We start from the raw sequence: 18,391 nt of genomic DNA on the forward strand, positions 1-18,391 counted from the left end.
TTTTTTAGATTCGTTACTCGTAACGTAATGATTTAACCGGATTTTGCTTGGCAGTATACAATACTCTAATGGCTACAATGGTGCAGATTATAATCAGCGGAACCACAATAGACAAAATGTAGAAAAGCGGATTGATGCTTTCGTGTTTTGGGTAATTCTTGAAATACTCATGCATAATTATAGTACCTATTGGCAAAGCTATTAGTGCTGCAATAAGTAATTGCTTGATGTATTTTTTCAAGTACAATGTTTGTATTGCTTGCACCGAGGCACCCATGATTTTGCGAAGTGCCAATTCTTTTAAACGCTTTTGTAAGTTAAAAACGGTAATGGCATAAATTCCAATTAGGCAAATGAAGAGGGCAATCATGCCACTGTAAGCAACGGTTTGGCGTATGCTTTCTTCTTGCACATACATTTCTCTAAATTTATCCTCGTTATACCAACTGTAGCCTTTAAATTGAGCATCGTAACATTTAAATATTGTATCGATATTATCCTTAATGCTATTCACATTTGCATTAGGGGTATATCGCACACTCATGTGGTTCATGTTATTTCCTGTGTTCGATATGGCCATTGGTCTTACTTTGGTTGCATTTCCTTCGTAAAAGAAATCGGATACCACACCAATTACCTCAACATTCATTCTCCAATCGCCCATATCAATGGTTCGCGTGTCGTTTGGTTTAAGGCCTAGTTTATCGGCAGCTGTTTTGTTTAAAATCACCACTTTTTGATTTCCTTTGTCATTGGCATTATAGAAGCGGCCCCATTCAAGATTCAGCTCAAATAGATCACAAAAATCTTCTCGAACCCTATATTCATTTAAATCTTTATACTTTTCGCCGCTACCATTTAAACGTAGCATCTGTCCGCTGTAACCCCCACCCATAGAATGGTTAGAGAAAGCAACCTTTGAAATACCCGGGATATTTTCTACCTCTTGCTTAATGCTTTCTAATTGATCGTCTAAGGATGCATGTATACCACTGTATACAATTACATTTGAAGGGTTAAGACCCAAATCGCTTTTTTGTAAAAAATGAAGGTGTTGGTTAATTCCTGATAAAGTAAATAACATTAACACTGCAGCTGCTAATTGCGTAATAATCATGGCTTGCGATAGCCAACTAGAACTTGATTTGGTGTTTTTGCTTTCGCGGAATATAGCATTGGTATTGTGTTTTACTAATGTAATTACAGGATATACCCCAGCTAATAATGTTGACATAATAAATACGGATACAGCCATTGCAATGCCTTTAAAACTAAATAACGTAGTCAATGGGATATCTCTATTGACCAAATCAGAAAAGAAGGGCATTATTTCGGCGGCTAGAATAAACGAGGCTATTAAAGCTATGGCATTGATTAAGCCCGATTCAGCAATTAATTGTTTGATGATAGATTTATTATCAGCACCAGAAACTTTGCGGATTCCTATTTCCTTTAAGCGTTTTTGTCCTGTGGCTAAAAATAAATTGATGCTATTAAATAGGGCAGCCAATAGTATAACGAGAGCAATAACCCCCACCATTATTACTTGCTTAATGTTACCAATAGGTTCTAGGTCAAAATCGGCTACGGTGAACAGGTGCATGCCTTCTAAAGGTTCAGCCTTGCTTACCATTTTTATTCCGAATTGTGCACCCCATTTGTCAAGAGCAGCCTGATTTGCCTGTTCAATTTTAGCAATTGCGGTATTCATTTCAACACCTTCTTTAATCAGGTAATAGGTGTTGAATTCCAAACTTTGCCACTTGTTAACCCCATTAGGCATGGGTACCATTATATCGGCCTTAAAGTGAGAGTTCTTTGGTATATCTGGGTACACTGCACTCACAAAAAAATCTTCACGATTCAGCTTCAGCGCTTCTCCAATTACATCAATCCTTCCAAAAATTTTATGAGCCATCTCTTCCGATAGCATAATAGAATTTTCATTGGCAAAGGGTTGTTTCGAAGCCAATGTAGGTTCAAACCCAAATACATGAAAGAAAGTACTATCTACTTTTATTAAAGTAAGGTCGCCATAATTTTCACCATCTTTTTCAATATTAGCTTCAGAATTTCTTAATAACTGATAGGCACATTCAATTTCAGGTACTTTACTTGGCATCTCGGTAAATGCACTTCTACGGCAAATAGGGATATATTCCATGCCATCTTCCATTTGCCAGCCAATAAGCATGCGAACTATTCTATGGGAATTAGGAAAATGCTTGTCGTAGCTTAGTTCGTGGTTTACATATGAAAAAAGAAGTAAGCAAACAGTTAAACCTAATGTTAAACCTATTGAGTTTACTGCGAAACTTAAACGGTTTCGGCTTATGATGCGGATGGTATGTTTTAAGGAAAGCATAATATTGAGATATTTGAGATGATAAATTAGGGATGCGTTGAAAGGAAGTATCTATTTATACACTTTGTAATTCAGAAACCTCGGCATTGGCTTTTTCGGTAATTACTTCGCCATCGAAAAGGTTAATTACATTATGCGCAAAACCAGCGTCGCGGTCGGAGTGAGTTACCATAATAATGGTGGTACCTTCTTGGTTAAGCTGTTGTAATAATTCCATTACCTCTAAACCATTTTTCGAATCTAAGTTTCCCGTAGGCTCATCGGCCAATAGTAACTTTGGGTTGGTGACTACTGCGCGGGCAATGGCTACACGTTGTTGCTGACCACCCGACAGTTGCTGTGGAAAGTGCTTGGCTCTGTGGCCGATGTTTAAACGCTCCAACACTTCTTCTACACGTTTTTTGCGCTCGTTACTTTTCATTTTAAGGTAGGTAAGCGGAAGCTCAACGTTTTCGAATACATTTAGCTCATCAATTAAGTTAAAGCTTTGAAAGATGAATCCGATATTTCCCTTGCGGAACTGTGTACGTTGCGACTCTTTAAAGCCAGCTACCTCGGTACCATTAAAATAGTATTTGCCATTGGATGGATTATCTAACAAACCAATAATATTAAGTAGGGTAGATTTACCACAACCCGATGGTCCCATAATGGCTGCAAATTCGCCTTCTTTTACATGTAATGAAACGCTGTTTAAAGCCGTTGTTTCTACATCTTCTGTTCTAAATACTTTTGATAATTGCTCGGTTTTAATCATGATAGTTATTGTTTAATGTTGATGTTTAAATGTTTTGTTATTTATTCTGATAAAGTACTTTGCTTAAAATATGCCAAACTTGTAAGTGTTTGATATGTTGTACTTAGTGATTTTTGTTTATTTGCAATGTGTCTAATTTATAGACAAGTGGTGTAAAAATATTTGATAGGCAATTGTTGAATTCCTTATCCATCAATGGTTTTTATAAAGTTGGTAAAACGTTCTTCGGATGTATTCCCTTCTATCTCAATACTCGGAATGGTACCTATTTCTTCGTTGGAGCTACCATCGGCATTTAGCCCCATTAGTCCGGGGTATCTAACTACAATTCCACTGATGGGAAGGGTAAATAAGAAGGGATCAGAACCAACACCGTCACCACCTGTAGTTTCTCCAACCACTTTTGCAAAACCAGTGTTAATACAGAAGTTAGCAAATGCTTCTGAAGAGGAATATACATTGCGGTCGGTTAGTACATAAATTTTCCCCCTATAATGAATAGATTTTTTATTGGGATGTAAAGACCAACTTGATTTCTTAAACAGATAGTCATCTTCATATAATTCTTCTGGCATGTTGTATAGAGGAACACTATCAATAGGCATTCCTTCTAATTGGCCAGCAAAGTTGTAAAATTCAGCATTATCTTTAAACGCTGTGTAAGATGAATAATTTAATGTTGTGTTAGAGATGTACGGTACAATATTTTGCTGCCAGTAACGCGTATCTCCGCCTCCGTTTCCTTGTATATCAATAATTAGGTTTTCGTAGTTATTTAGGTTTTCGTAAAACTTGAGTAAAGCTTTTTTGTCTGCTTTTACATGCTCATACGAAAACGATTTAATATGCATTACTGCCAAGCTTTGATCTTCATAAATTTCGAAAGTGAGATTTTCAGTAGCCTTTGTATTGTCTGTGGGTTTTTTACTTTTCTTACTGGGGTGCAATTCTTGGTATATGTGTGCCCAATATTGATTCTTTTGTTTGGCATCGTTTTTCTTTAATTCTTGTAGATGTCTTTTGTACGATTTATGAGTCCACGATATCATTCTATATCGTGTAAACATATAATTGTAATACACAGTTGGCAATAAATCAGCGTGACCGCAATTGAGCTCATCCATAATGGCATCAATTTCTGCCAAATATTGTTTGTTGTTTTGTGTTTGGCTAATCCTAGTTTTATAAGCCTCGTAATTACCCAACCAATCAACCTGGTTTAAACGTTTATTTACTTCGAAATAAGGGAATGCCCCCTTTAGTTGAAAATATAAACTATCAAAGTCGGCTACTTTTTGTTCGGTGCTTAATGGGTTAGGGTTTGTTGCATTAACATTTGGAGATAGCACTAGGGCAATAATTGCGATAAATATAGTTCTACTGAATGATAACATAATAAATTAGTTTAGAGTGTTTATTGTTATCAATGCTATATCTGAAAATGTGCCAAATGTTTAATGTGTTGAAAATTAGGATATATGCTTTTGGGGATATTTGTACTGTGTCAATTTATTTAACACCTAGTGTAAAAATATTTGATAGCTATTGATTTGAGTGCTCCCAGTTTAAGCGAACTCAGCTTATTAAGTATGTGACGAATTTAATGTGTTAGGAGCTTGTAAGTAAAATTGTTTTTATAGCCTGAGCTAATGATGTATTTAACTCAGGCTAATACCTTAATATTAAAAATGTAAAGTTTATTTCTTTATAAAACGTAGGGTCTTTTTATCGCCAAGTTCTATAAAATAGATGCCTTTTTCTAAATCGCTTATATCAACATTTGTGCTAACAGAATTAGACTGAACCGATTTTTTAAGTTTTCCCATTCCATCATAAAAATTCAATGTAAACTCATTGTCACATTTAGGAATGCTTACAGTAATAACATTTGTAGCAGGATTAGGGAAAACTTTATAATCATCGCAAGTAGTGCTAAACTCCTGTTCTGTTGCAGAGATTGATTTTAAACCTGCGGTATATTCAAAAGCCCCAATATCAACATTTCCAACTCGTGCATTTCCATCATAATCAACAGTTGGTGCCCCCGACCAAGTACCGGCGTTAATTGCAGGAGAATTCCAATTTAACCTAAAGTTACCTCCATTGGCATTTTTAAATTGAGGATTAGTGTTAAATAAATTTTTTGTTGTAGAAACACTACCTGCAATATTTTTATAATCAGAATTTGAACTCTCATAGCAGATGTTATTATTAAATTGAAGTCCCCATGCACCCGAGAAATTTACTAATATTCCGTATCTGCCATTTTTATACATTGTATTATTATTACAACTAATGTTATAAATCTTTCCTGATCCTGCCGGATGCTTATAATACATTATACCATCTTCGGTATTGGAGTAGAATAAGTTGTTGTATATAGATATGCCATACACATCACCATTGCCTTCAGTCATAATGGCCATACCAGCACCAACATTATTACGCGAAATATTGTTATAAACCTTAATATTACTAATTGTAGGCTTTGCAAAATTGAGCAAACCTCCTGCATCTAAGTATATTCCTCTTCTCGAAAGGTTATGAATATTATTGTATGCAATAATTCCATTTTTTGCCCCTTCTTTAATGTCGATACCTTCGCCTCCATTAATGGGATTCCCTCCATCATAAATTTCGTTACCAGTTACTTCAAATCCAACAACACCATTGGCAATGGTTATGCACTCGTTCCAACCACCATTACAGGCCTTTTGAACCTTATTATTTTTAATTTTTACATTTCTGATGTTATTATAGTTTCCAGGATTTTGTCCATAAGCAACACCCCAAACAATAATGCCTGAAGCAAATGTGTTATAGGTATGGTTGTTTGTAATCTCAATATGCTCACTAGGACCCTCTATATAAAAACCATGTTTTCCATTCTGAACTTTAATGCCAGAAATGGCGATATAACTTTTTTTAGAAATAATGAAATAAGCGTTGTTAAGTACCACTTGTTTTTCGTGTCCGGGGTATGCTTTAAATATGATCCAGTTTGAAGAAGTACCACTGTTTTTAATAACTACGTTATTGTAATAGGAGCCCTTTTTAATATAGATCTGGTCTCCTGCTTTTGCAGTATTTGCAGCTTTCTGAATTGTTTTCCAAGGTTTTCCTTCACTGCCATTATTACTATCGTTACCCCAGGTTGCAACGTAATAGTTTGTAGCATTAATTGATACATTTATAAGTATCATGGTAATAAAGCAGATGAAAACTACCTTATTACTGAATTTTGTTTTTTTCATTGTAAGATCTTTTTTGAAGGTTTTGACACCTTCGTTTTAAAAATTATTTTATGATATTAAGGTAGTGTCAAGATCTTACCGTTTGTGTAGAGTTCAATTGTTATCAGTTATAAATATGTCATTATCAGTAAATTTTAGTTGCTATCAGGGTTCATAACTATTTGATGATGGCTTCCCTAAGCCCAAGGGAACTTATAACTATTTGATGATAGCTTCCCTGAACCCAAGGAGACTCATAACTATTTGATGATGGCTTCCCTGAACCCAAAGGGAACTCATAACTATTTGATGATGGCTTCCCTGAACCCAAGGGAGCTCATAACTATTTGATGATGGCTTCCCTGAACCCAAGGAAGCTCATAACTATCTGATGATGGCTTCCTTGAACCCAAGGAAGCTCATAACTATTTGAAGATAGCTTCCCTGAGATCAAAGGGACAAATTATTATTTGATAATTATAGTATTGCGTCATCGCGCGGCACAAAGCGATCTCAAGGTGATCTGCAAAACCAGGCGCCTTAAGATGGCCGCGTTCCTCGCCATGACGAGGCGCAAAGAATCTCAATAATTAAAATACTTATTTTTAAATTTACCTACTACCTACTACCTACTACCTACTACCTACTACCTACTACCTACTACCTACTACCTACTACCTACTACCTACTACCTACTACCTACTACCTACTATCGTGGTGATAAAACATCTTTAAATGAGTGTTTTACGATTTGTGAAGTGTGACTTTAAGTAAATTTTAGGTTATATTAGTACTAAGGCCTTCAGCTAATTATACTTCTAATTTAAAAATGATATTATGACTGTTACAAGATTTGAAAAAGGAACTAATTTAGAAAATTGGATTGTGAATGTTGGTGATGGTAATTATTCTTTACCTCCTGAACCCGAAGTGGATATTAACGATATGTGCACCGTTGATAATCAAAGTGAATCAGTATTAAAGGCAAATGTTTTGAACCGTAGAGTTATGGCGCATAATATTACCTTTAAACGTATTGTTGATCCAGCAGGATTAACGGATAATCATTTTGCAAAATATAAGTTTAAACTTCCATACTCAATTTCTACAGCCAATACCGATTATAATGGACAAACTGTTGAAGGTGGTTTATTTGTATGGGATGGCCCTGATACTGAACTCGATTATGGTTTAGCATTTCAATGGGTCATTAATCCTTGGGACCCAAGGTATAAGGCTTTGTTATATTGGAATGGAGAAGGTTGGGATGAAATGGGTGTTAATTTAGAGCCAAGTGATGAATATTGCGAAGTTGAATTTACATTGAATATACCCAATAGGGAAGCGTACATTAAAATAGATAATGAACCGTTTAACCAAAATGTATTTTCAGAAACGCCAAAAGTGGGATGGGGAAATACGGTTGATGCCCGTTTGCAAACAGAGATTATAAGTATATATCCAAGTGCTACGGGCACTGTGCCAACACATGAAGTGGCCTTTAAAGATTGGGAATGGGAATGGACCACCGATGATTAGCTTTTGCTATTTATAACTTAATAATGGTCTGTGGCACGAAGCGACAGACCATTATTCATTCATTTTATTAATTAAACCTAATAGAGCCTAAAAGACGCTGTTTGCTTAACTGGTGTTCAGGTGTTAAAAAGCAAAGCCTCTTATATAACGATCTAAACTTAAAACACAATCTTCTCGTTATCGCCAAACATATCGTAATTCGATGTAATAACTTGTTCCCCGGGTTCTAGACCTTCAATAACTTCGTAGAAACGTGGGTTTTGTCGCCCAATTTTTATGTTGCGTTTGGTGGCAAATTCGCCAGAAGGATCGAGCACAAATATCCACTGTCCGCCTGTGTTTTGAAAGAAACTACCGCGCGGAACCAAAATGGCATCGCTAGAGTCACCTAACTGCAAACGAACGTGATACGATTGTCCGGTTCTAATATTGCTTGGTCGTTCGCTGGTAAAAACCATATCCACAGTAAAACGCCCGTCTCTTACTTCTGGATATACCTTTTTAACGCGCAGTTGGTATTCTTTGCCGTTGCGTTCAAAACTCGCCGTTAAATCGCGACGAACCCTTTCGATATAATGCTCATCAACCTTGGCCACAATTTTATAATCGGTAAGTACATTAATTTGCCCAATTCGGTTCCCTCTTGATATCGATTGTCCAATCTCGGCATCCAATAAACCCAACTGACCATCAACCGAAGCCTTTACCTCAAGGTTTTCGATGCGCTGACGCACCAAGGCCAAATTAGCCTCCATATTATCCAAGTTATCTTGCATGCGATCAACTTGTATGGCTCTGTAAATAGAATCTTGGTTGTATTGTTCCATTCTAAGCGCGTAATGTTTATTGGCAATTTCGTAATCTTCCTTGGCCATTAAATAATCCTCTTGCGAGATGAGGCCATCCTTATATAATTTTTCGTTTTGCGAGAAAGCTCTTTTCTTCCTTATCACATTGTACGATACATTAACCAGTTCCTGTTTGTTGGCAATTTTCTGCTGTTCTAAAGTCACCATAGTATTACGCAAAAAGTTCTCTTGCTCGGCCAAATTAGCCTGACTATTTAAAATAGATAAGTTTAAATCGGGGTTCGATAAACGTAGTATCACATCTCCCTTTTTCACTTCGGCACCCTCTTCAATTAATTTTTCTTCAACACGTCCGCCTTCAACAGCATCAAGGTATATTACCGAAATAGGATCAACATGCGACATTAAACGAATGTAATCGGCAAAGTTATTTTGCGTTACCGCAGAAACCGTGAGTCTATCTTTGTTGGCTCTATAGGTGGAAACGTGTGTTGTACCAAAAGCATAGTACACAATGCTTAAAAATGTGATGGTAGCTATGGCAATATATATATGTTTTTTCTTGAGCCCATTTTTTTGCTCTATCTTTTTATCCATTCCCATTGTAGTAGTATTATTATTGTTAGTGTTTTATTTTTTACTCGTAAATTATTTTCAGTACCGATGGTATACCTTCAATACCATTTGCATTTACAGCAAAGGCTTTTATGGTATTGAGCCCTTCGTTCAAATTCACTAAACAATGACCATCTTCGATAGGAACCAGCACATCATTTAAAAATACTTTGTATTCCTTAAACCAAGGCATGTTGTTATCAAAAGATAATTTAAACTTCGGTTGTGCCGCAAATAAGGACATGTTTTTATTAAAGTCGTCTAGAGTTGAGATCTCTAGTTTAGAGAATTCACCCATTGCTCTGTTCACTTCCTCCTCAGGATAATCAATTAATATCATAGTCTGATTCAAACTGTAATATACTTCATTAACATTATCGGTAAAAATTGTTTTTCTTGAGGGAAAAGCCTGAAAAGTGAGATAATCGTTCTGGCCTTCCATTTTTAGAGATAAGGAATAATTGAGTTTGTTTGATGTTTGAGAAATATCAATATACCCTAGGTAGTTTGTTAAAAATCCGTTGCCATATTCATCATTCAAACCACCAGTTGTTACCACATTAAATGCTATTTGATTAAAATCACCAGCTTTTTTTATCAGGTAGATATCATATATGTTTAAAGGATTACCATCTTTTGTGGCGTAAATACCAAATTGAGCATCAAGAAATATCCATTTATTATAAGTGTTCGACCAAACTTCGGTGGCCACGTGACCCATTCCTGCACCACCATAATCAACATCTTTATGCTTTACGCCGATGGAACGCGATATATAACCAAACGATTTAAGGATGTCGTTTAACACTGTGCCATATTCAACACATCTGTATGCTTCGCCTTCGTTGTGTACTTTTTTTAATATTCCCAACGAATTGAGCGAATCGGGGGCAGCATTCCATCCATTGTGTTTCCATTGTTGCGATACCCATTTCATTAACTCAAAATAAATTTCAGGATCATTATTGGCTTCAATGTTGGTGTGTTCCAGAACGTATTCCTTTAAGGCTACTAGATCAGCGCTATTGATAGAATCAGCCAGGTGCAATTTTTTGTAATTAAAATTGAGCACAGTATTGTTTCCTTCAACTATACGTATCTTTTTGAATGGAATATCTTGTGCAGATGCAAATACACTGGTGATTATTAATAATGTAAAGATTAGCGTTTTCATTTGATATTTTTTAGGTGTTAGAATCTATATTTATTTGTAATATCAGATACTCAATAAAGCATCTCCCGTGGCAAAATAGCTGAGCCACATACCCTGTATGGCCAAATCGGCATTAGCCTGACTGAACTCATTTTTGGCATTCAGTAATCGCATTTGGCTGGCAAATAATTCCGTGGTGTTGGCTAGGCCGAGCTCAAATTTCTTTTCCATTTCTTGGTAAGCTATCGAGGCATACGATAATTTTTCTTGAGCTGCATTTACCAGTCGTAAAGCTGCATTGTAATTAATGCAAACCTGCTCAATATCCCGATACACCATTTGCAAAGTTTGTTCTACCTGCAACTGCTGATTGCTTTTATTTATTTTGGCAATTTTTATTTCCGATCGGTTGTTTAAGCGCGTAAAAATAGGAATGCTTAAGGAGGCCGATATGTATTGGTTATTGTTGTTTTTAAGTTGGGTTTTATACGGGTCGTCGTTAATATCGGTATAGACTGATTGTATGCCAGCCTGCATATTAATGCTTGGCATAAAATCACCCCTTGCTGTGGAAACCTGATATTTGGCCACTGCTAGTCGGGCTTCTTCTTCTTTAATTCGGGGTAAATTATTGGCTGCTAAAGTATATACCGAATCCACCATGGCTACCTCTGTTTGTAATGGAATAAAAGGAGGTTTTATGGGGCTAATTGAATCGGTATTTTTATAATTCATAACCCTATACAAGTTACTGCGTGCAAAGGTCACTTCGTTCTCGGCAATTATCAAATTGTATTCATCATTACTCAACTGACTTTTTATTTCAATGCGTTCCACTTCCGAGGCCTTACCAATTTCGAGGAATTTCTCAATGCGTTGCAATTGCTGTTCCGATAAGGACAACTGTTCTTGAGCAGCATTTTCCTTGTCAATGCTAATAATCAATTTGTAGTAACAATCCGCTACTTCTAAAATCAATTCGTTTCGGGTGTTTTGCTCCGAACTGATGCCCGCCTTTAGTGCATATTTTTGGGCTCTAAGGGTATTTTGCTTTTTTAAACCATTAAATATGGCCAAGGTACTTTGTGCATATAAAGAGTTCTGGTAATTGTCATCGAAAAAATAACTGTTGTTATCCGGGTTGGCCGATCGTCCCATATTGTAACTAGCGTTACTACCTGCATATAAATTGGGTAAAAAATCGCCTTTGGCTTGTGTAACACGATGCTCCTGAATGCGTCTGTTGTTTTCGCTCACTTGCATGCTAATGTTATGCTCTTGTGCATAATTAACGCAGTCGCTCAGGCTCCATGTTTTTTGTGCTGTGCTCCATTGGTTGAGACCAATTATTGTTAATACTGTAAGTAGGTATCTTAGATTTTGCATGAGTTCTGATTATTATTTGCCAGATCTAATACCTAAAGTGTACCAAAATCGCAAATAATAATAAATCAACCACTTATGATTTGAGCTTTATTTTAAACTGTAAAAAAAATGGACAGGTATTGTCAATTTTCTACACACTTAATTATCTTTGATACAATACTTCATATAAATCATAATCGATGCCTACTACTGGAAATATACTTATTGTTGATGACAATACAGGCGCCCTTTCGGCCCTAGAACTCTTACTAGAAGATTATTTCGATCACATAAAAACGCTATCACACCCTGATGGGATGCTCACTGCCTTAGCGAAGAAAAAGTACCATGTGGTATTGCTCGATATGAATTTTAATGCGGGTGTAAACTCGGGTAACGAAGGTTTTTATTGGTTAGATCAGATTAAAGCCAATTATCCCGACATATCGGTGGTTATGTTTACGGCCTACGGCGATGTTGAATTGGCCGTGAAAGCTGTAAAGGATGGTGCTACTGATTTTTTACTAAAACCATGGGATAATTCTAAAATGATTATTACGCTTCGCAATGCCGCCAAGCTAACCATGCAGCAGGATGAGGTAAGTGAATTGAATGAAAAAAATACGGCCTTAAAAAAAGCTGTAATGCCTGAGGTATCTAGCATCATAGGTAAGTCGAAGCCCATGGAAGAGATGAAAACACTGATTCAGAAAGTGGGTGCCACCGATGCGAGTGTTTTAATTACGGGTGAAAACGGAACGGGGAAAGAAATGGTAGCGCGTTCCTTGCATGCCTGTTCGCCACGAGCTAAGCAACTTATGGTATCTGTTGATATGGGCGCTATTGCTGAGTCTCTCTTCGAAAGTGAATTGTTTGGTCATGTAAAAGGGAGTTTTACCGATGCCAAGGAAGATAGAATTGGTAAAATTGAAATGGCCGATAAAGGCACTTTGTTTTTAGATGAGATAGGGAATATCCCGCTCAATCTGCAAGCCAAGTTATTAACAGCCATTCAAACTCAAACCATTTATAAAGTAGGATCAAATAAACCCATTAAGGTAGATTTTAGGTTGATATCCGCCACTAACAATAACCTCAATCAAATGGTGGAGGAGCAACTGTTCCGTCAGGATTTATTATTCCGTATTAATACCATACAAGTAGAAGTGCCAGCATTGCGACAACGCGGTAACGATGTGGTGTTAATTGCCAATTATTATTTGGATAAATTAAGCAAGAAATACAAGAAGAATGATTTGAAGCTGAGTGCTGAAGCTACCGAAAGATTGAAAACGCACACTTGGCCAGGAAATGTAAGGGAGCTGGAGCATGCCATCGAGAAAGCAGTGATTTTATCCGATTCCAATGAAATTGAGTCCACTCTGTTTTCGTTCCAAAGTGCAGTGAGCAGTCCTAGTTTTGATACCGACATGACCATTGAAGAAATGGAGCGAGAGCTGATTAAATCGAGTGTTGATCAGTATGGCGACAACCTTTCTGCTGTGGCTAAAAAATTGGGTATAACGCGACAAACATTGTATAACAAGCTCAAAAAATACCAAATCTAATTCTATCCCATAAAAAACCTTCTATGTTCAAAAATGTCAAAATTGAAATAATTGCTTGGCTTGTTGGCCTAATAAGCGCATCAATAATCGCCACCATTAAATTATATCCGCATTATTACATCTTATTGATCTGCTTTATTCTTGGCATCATTACCCTTTCTATTTGGCGTTTTTTATACTTGTTCGATGAAGGAAACCGCAAGTTGAGTTATTTTATCAATTCAGTCCGTAATAAAGATACCACCTTAAACTTCCCCGATGATTTACCCATAAAAAGCAGCGGTCAGCTCAACAAAGCATTGAATCAGCTGAACCAAATGTTAAAGAAAATACAGATGGACTCAGTGGCTGAGGAGCATTATTTGCAAGCGATTATTGATCAATCGCCCACGGGTTTAATGGTGCGAGATGAACAGCAAAAAATAATATTAGCCAATAAGTCGGTGCGTGACTTATGTAAGCTGCCGAGTATTTATCACCTCAACCAGTTTGATAGGGTATCAGTGCGATTAAAACAAATTGTTGCTAACATCACACCAGGCGATAGTAAGCTCGAAAATATCACCATCTATCAGCAAAAACAACAATTGTCGTTTCAAGCATCAGCTATCAGAATGCGCCAAAGGGATTTGACTTTAATATCCATCCGCAACCTACAAGTTGAACTCGACGAAAAGGAAATTGAAAGTTGGGTGAAACTCATCAGGGTTTTAACGCATGAAATCATGAACTCCTTAGCTCCAATCACTTCAATCAGCCAAACCCTAAGTAACTTATCCGATCAGGATATCAGTGATGAGAAAAAATTAAGCAAAGCCCAAAAGGGTTTAAAAGTAATCAACAACCAAGCCGAGGGATTAATACAATTTGTAAACACTTACCGTTCGCTTACGCAGATTCCCACACCTAAATTAGAAAGCTTCAATTTAAAAGAACAAGTGGAGCAATGGGTGGCTTTGGGTAAGGAATATTGCCCGGATATAGTATTTAATGTGCAAGTAAAAGAAGTTCAAATTACATCCGATAAGCAAATGCTATCGCGTGTTTGTACCAACCTAATTAAAAATGCCTGCGAAGCGCTTAAAAATACCCCTTCACCTCAGGTAGTTGTAGTTTATAAACAAGGTAAACTCAGCATCTCCAACAATGGGCCACAAATAGAAGATGAGGTGCTCGAGAATATATGGGTTCCATTTTTTACTACTAAGAATAATGGTAGTGGTATTGGCTTAAGTTTATGTAAGCAAATCATCAAGAAACTGAATGCTACAATTTCTGTTATTAGTAATAGCGATGTTACTACCTTTTCAATTCAGCTTATCTAGTGTTTTACTTTCATGTAGTCCTTAGAAAGCTTATAAATCTAGCTGCACCATAAAGATTTCCTTTTCTTTTAGATTAAATGCAATCAAGTAATGAATTATTACAACTAACGGTATAATTAGAGCAATTAAATTATTTGTTTCTCTTTTTGTTGAAAATAGCATTAACTAGGGTGGATGGGCCGTTATTCACGGGGCTTTAGTTCCTTCTTAGCAGGGATTGTCTTTTAAATTATTTATAGTGCTTTCCAAAAGTTACAAAGTGTAAATATTTATTAATTAGAAGAATATTATAACTAAAATAGGGTGGTTGGAATTAAGGCTCGGCATATCAGTGATTTGTAATGTTTAATTATGCATTTGCCGCTGTTTGTTTTTTATTTTACCACTCTTTGTTACTTTGTTTACCGCTTTCATTTCAGGTCTTACTCCATATTTTGTTAACATTTATTAGGATAATTTTGAAAAGTGAAATATTGCTGACCTTCCTTACTAAGGAGTTTGAGTATTTCATTAATCCGAAATTTATGTAAAAAAACAATTATTATGAAGAAACTAAGTCGTATGCTTAGCCTTTCAAATAGGTGGGTGATTCTGCTTATTTTGAGTCTTACTAGCATTGGAGTCTTTGCCCAGCAAAGTTTTATTACAGGTACAGTAACAAGTGCCGAAGATGGTTTGCCTATTCCTGGGGTAAGTGTAGTGGTTAAAGGAACTACTACGGGAACCATTACCAATATGGACGGTAAGTACAATATTAAGGTTTGGCAGGGTAAAGAATTGCTATTCAGTTTTATTGGGATGAAGAATGCCACTGTAGTTGCTGAAGGGGGTATTATTAATGTAAAAATGGAGCCAGAGTCAATTGGACTCGAAGAAGTAGTTGCCATTGGCTATGGTACTCAAAAGAAAAAGGAGCTTACAGGTGCTGTAGTTCAGGTAAAATCTGATGAAATTACCAAAATTGCAACAGCCGACCTTGGGGATGCTTTACAAGGTAAGGTAGCTGGTGTAAGCGTACAATCCAGTTCGGGTGCACCGGGAGAAGCTGCTAATATTCAAATTCGTGGTGTTGCCACAAGTTTTGAAGGTGCTAATAATAACCCGCTTTATATTGTTGATGGTATCCCGTATGACGGTGATCCAGGATTGAGTCCTAATGAAATTGAAACTATTGATGTACTTAAGGATGCTGCCTCTGCTGCTGCATATGGTACTCGTGGAGCTGCCGGTGTTATTTTAATAACCACTAAGCAAGGTGAGGCCGGAGATATTAAAGTATCTTATAATGGGTATTATGGTATACAAAAAATTACATCAGGTATGCCCTTAGTTGATTTTGAAGACCACATGTATATTGAGACTTTAAATCAAGTGAATAATGATGCAACTAAACATGAAAATAACTTCTGGTTTAATTTAGAGCAATCACCACATTTAATGTCCAATAATAATAATATTATGGATGTAGTGCAGGAGGATAATGCTGCAATACAAAATCACTCTATTCAGTTATCGGGAGGAAAGAAAAATTTAAGAGCAAGTGCTATATTAAACTACTTTTCTCAAGATGGTACTTTGATTAATTCCGGATATGAAAGAATGAATGGTAGAGCCAATATAAACTTCAGTAAAAAGAAATTAAAAGTGCGTGCAGGTTTTGGTTTTAGTATTGATGAAAAGAAAAATGCACCTTGGGGGATATTATATGATGCTTATAAGTTTAAGCCTTATAGTGAAATGATTGATCCAAACAACATGTCACTTACAAGTGAAGGTTCTGATAATGACCTTACTAATGCGAGTACTTTAGCAATTAAATTTGCTCAAACGGATATTACAGAAGGTAAGGCATTTAATGCAAATACTAATGTGAGTTATGAGATAATAAAAGGTTTAAACGTTACGTATACTTTTGGTGCTAATTATAAAAATACATTCAGAAATCAAGTAGTGCCATTGTTTCAACTAACTGATTGGGAAGGAAACTTAAGAGCTCAAACAACACGTTCAAGTATTAAGAATACATCAGGTGCATCTTCTAAAATTACTTCCGAGGCGGGTGCTAATTATACTAAAAAGTTTGGAAAGCATAAATTCAAACTATTAGGCGTATATACATATGAGAAATCAGATTACAACCAACACTTAGGGACAAAGTATGATTTGCATAATAACAGTGTTACGGTACTTAATGGAGGTAGTAAAGAGCCAAATGCAGAATCAGGAGATACTAATTGGACTCAAGATCGTACTACTACATTAATTGGTATGTTAGGAAGATTAAATTACGATTATAAAGGTAAATACTTATTCACTGCAAGTGTTAGGCGTGATGGATCATCTAAGTTTGGTGAAGATGAGCGTTGGGGTGTTTTTCCTGCGTTTTCAGCTGGTTGGAATATTTCTGATGAAGTATTTTGGTCAGGTATTAAAGATGTTGTGAATACCCTTAAGCTTAGAGGTAGTTGGGGTAAAGTAGGTAATAATAACTTCGGTGATTATCTATATAATAATGTTATTTCTACAGGTAAGGACTATGTTTTTGGTCCAGCTGAAGGTGAGGCTTTATTTTTAGGAGCTGCACAAACCTCTTATGCTAACCCTTATGTAATGTGGGAAACTTCTGTTTCTTCAAATCTTGGAGTCGATGTTTATTTACTTAATAATAAAGTGAATTTTACAGCAGAGGTTTATAGTACCGAGAAGCAAGATATGTTATTCCCATTTCAAGTACCGGCATCGTCAGGTGCAGGAACAGGTGGTGATTCTACTGTGCCAATGAATATTGGAGATATGACTAATAAAGGTGTCGAGTTTTCTGGTGGATATAGACATTCGGGTAAATTTAAATGGGGAATTAATGCTACATTCTCTAAAAACCTAAATGAAGTGAGTATGCCTGGTGATCTGGAAATTTCTTACTATACAGATGGTAAACCTGTTGCCGATGGACAAAACAATTATGTAGTTACCGCAATTGCTGATGGTTACGAGGCGGGTTCATTCTTTATGATGCCAACAAATGGGATTGTTAATACGGAGGCAAAGCTTGCTGAATTTCAAAAAATTGTTCCTTCTGCTCAAATGGGTGACTTAATTTATGTGGATACAAATGGTGATGGTGAAATTTCTGATGCTGATCGTACATATGCTGGTAGCGGTATGCCTGATTTTGAAGCGGGTTTAAATTTTGATATTGCTTATAAAGGTTTTGATTTTAACATGCAATGGTATGCATCTGTAGGTAACGAGATTATTAATGGTAGTAAATTATATGCTTCGTTTAATAAAATGCACCCAGATATGTTACACCAATGGACACCAGATAATCCATACTCACAGCGACCAATATTTAGAGGACGTGACCATATCAACTCTGCATCTTTTGCTGATATATGGGTTGAAGATGGTTCTTTCCTACGTTTGCGTAATGTGATATTAGGTTATACAATTCCTAAGAAGTTAACTCGCAAAGCTAAAATATCTAAGTGTCGTGTATATATAGCTGCTCAAAACCCCCTTACTATTACAGAATATGATGGGTATGATCCAGAAATTGGTAGCAATGGTCTTTCTAAGAGAGGTTTAGATGTTGGTAATTACCCCGTTGCTGCTCAGTATCGTGCAGGTATACAACTTGATTTTTAATATTTAAAAGAACT

Annotated in this window: 11 protein-coding genes; 4 read left to right on the plus strand and 7 right to left on the minus strand. The window is 36.3% G+C overall.

The genetic code is table 11. The features are described 5' to 3' along the window. Positions 1–13: 13 nt before the first annotated feature. The 4 genes from A8B35_RS03930 to A8B35_RS03945 all read right to left on the minus strand — a co-directional run bounded on the left by A8B35_RS03930 (position 14) and on the right by A8B35_RS03945 (position 6,376). Positions 14–2,365, minus strand: a complete 2,352-nt coding sequence (locus A8B35_RS03930) for an ABC transporter permease (RefSeq protein ID WP_075602096.1) — start codon at positions 2,363–2,365, stop codon at positions 14–16. 55 nt (positions 2,366–2,420) lie between these two features. Next, positions 2,421–3,122, minus strand: a complete 702-nt coding sequence (locus A8B35_RS03935) for an ABC transporter ATP-binding protein (protein WP_075602097.1) — start codon at positions 3,120–3,122, stop codon at positions 2,421–2,423. 185 nt (positions 3,123–3,307) lie between these two features. Next, on the minus strand, positions 3,308–4,516 hold the full coding sequence (locus A8B35_RS03940; protein ID WP_075602098.1) for a S41 family peptidase: 1,209 nt from the start codon (positions 4,514–4,516) through the stop codon (positions 3,308–3,310). 303 nt (positions 4,517–4,819) lie between these two features. Next, on the minus strand, positions 4,820–6,376 hold the full coding sequence (locus A8B35_RS03945; protein WP_075602099.1) for a T9SS type A sorting domain-containing protein: 1,557 nt from the start codon (positions 6,374–6,376) through the stop codon (positions 4,820–4,822). Positions 6,377–7,192: 816 nt separating this feature from the next. Here A8B35_RS03945 and A8B35_RS03950 point away from each other — a divergent pair. Then, positions 7,193–7,894: a hypothetical protein gene (locus A8B35_RS03950; protein ID WP_075602100.1), complete on the plus strand. Its 702-nt coding sequence runs from the start codon at positions 7,193–7,195 to the stop codon at positions 7,892–7,894. Between the two features lie 158 nt (positions 7,895–8,052). Here A8B35_RS03950 and A8B35_RS03955 read toward each other — a convergent pair whose 3' ends face one another. From A8B35_RS03955 to A8B35_RS03965, 3 genes are read right to left on the minus strand one after another with little or no spacing between them, the layout of a single operon-like run. After that, positions 8,053–9,300: an efflux RND transporter periplasmic adaptor subunit gene (locus A8B35_RS03955; RefSeq protein ID WP_075602159.1), complete on the minus strand. Its 1,248-nt coding sequence runs from the start codon at positions 9,298–9,300 to the stop codon at positions 8,053–8,055. 40 nt (positions 9,301–9,340) lie between these two features. Next, positions 9,341–10,492: a hypothetical protein gene (locus A8B35_RS03960; RefSeq protein WP_075602101.1), complete on the minus strand. Its 1,152-nt coding sequence runs from the start codon at positions 10,490–10,492 to the stop codon at positions 9,341–9,343. Positions 10,493–10,534: 42 nt separating this feature from the next. Beyond that, positions 10,535–11,857 carry a TolC family protein gene (locus tag A8B35_RS03965; protein WP_075602102.1) on the minus strand — a complete coding sequence of 441 codons (1,323 nt, stop codon included), beginning with the start codon at positions 11,855–11,857 and terminating at the stop codon, positions 10,535–10,537. A gap of 179 nt (positions 11,858–12,036) precedes the next feature. Here A8B35_RS03965 and A8B35_RS03970 point away from each other — a divergent pair, with 179 nt between their 5' ends. From A8B35_RS03970 to A8B35_RS03980, 3 genes are all read left to right on the plus strand, one after another. Further along, positions 12,037–13,404: a sigma-54-dependent transcriptional regulator gene (locus A8B35_RS03970; RefSeq protein ID WP_075602103.1), complete on the plus strand. Its 1,368-nt coding sequence runs from the start codon at positions 12,037–12,039 to the stop codon at positions 13,402–13,404. Positions 13,405–13,427: 23 nt separating this feature from the next. Further along, entirely contained in the window at positions 13,428–14,729 is a 1,302-nt protein-coding gene (locus tag A8B35_RS03975; RefSeq protein WP_075602104.1) for a sensor histidine kinase, read from the plus strand. A gap of 543 nt (positions 14,730–15,272) precedes the next feature. Next, positions 15,273–18,377, plus strand: coding sequence for a SusC/RagA family TonB-linked outer membrane protein (locus A8B35_RS03980; RefSeq protein ID WP_222844092.1), 3,105 nt, complete (start codon positions 15,273–15,275; stop codon positions 18,375–18,377). The last annotated feature ends 14 nt before the right edge of the window (positions 18,378–18,391 follow it).

It is taken from the genome of Saccharicrinis aurantiacus, from assembly GCF_001660705.2.
GTDB classification, from domain to species: domain Bacteria; phylum Bacteroidota; class Bacteroidia; order Bacteroidales; family Marinilabiliaceae; genus Saccharicrinis; species Saccharicrinis aurantiacus.

What these genes read in the sequence shown, in the direction of transcription:
- A8B35_RS03930 (WP_075602096.1), bottom strand. Translation starts at nt 2,365, where the DNA reads ATGCTTTCCTTAAAACATACCATCCGCATCATAAGCCGAAACCGTTTA.
- A8B35_RS03935 (WP_075602097.1), bottom strand. Translation starts at nt 3,122, where the DNA reads ATGATTAAAACCGAGCAATTATCAAAAGTATTTAGAACAGAAGATGTA.
- A8B35_RS03940 (WP_075602098.1), bottom strand. Translation starts at nt 4,516, where the DNA reads ATGTTATCATTCAGTAGAACTATATTTATCGCAATTATTGCCCTAGTG.
- A8B35_RS03945 (WP_075602099.1), bottom strand. Translation starts at nt 6,376, where the DNA reads ATGAAAAAAACAAAATTCAGTAATAAGGTAGTTTTCATCTGCTTTATT.
- A8B35_RS03950 (WP_075602100.1), top strand. Translation starts at nt 7,193, where the DNA reads ATGACTGTTACAAGATTTGAAAAAGGAACTAATTTAGAAAATTGGATT.
- A8B35_RS03955 (WP_075602159.1), bottom strand. Translation starts at nt 9,300, where the DNA reads ATGGATAAAAAGATAGAGCAAAAAAATGGGCTCAAGAAAAAACATATA.
- A8B35_RS03960 (WP_075602101.1), bottom strand. Translation starts at nt 10,492, where the DNA reads ATGAAAACGCTAATCTTTACATTATTAATAATCACCAGTGTATTTGCA.
- A8B35_RS03965 (WP_075602102.1), bottom strand. Translation starts at nt 11,857, where the DNA reads ATGCAAAATCTAAGATACCTACTTACAGTATTAACAATAATTGGTCTC.
- A8B35_RS03970 (WP_075602103.1), top strand. Translation starts at nt 12,037, where the DNA reads ATGCCTACTACTGGAAATATACTTATTGTTGATGACAATACAGGCGCC.
- A8B35_RS03975 (WP_075602104.1), top strand. Translation starts at nt 13,428, where the DNA reads ATGTTCAAAAATGTCAAAATTGAAATAATTGCTTGGCTTGTTGGCCTA.
- A8B35_RS03980 (WP_222844092.1), top strand. Translation starts at nt 15,273, where the DNA reads ATGAAGAAACTAAGTCGTATGCTTAGCCTTTCAAATAGGTGGGTGATT.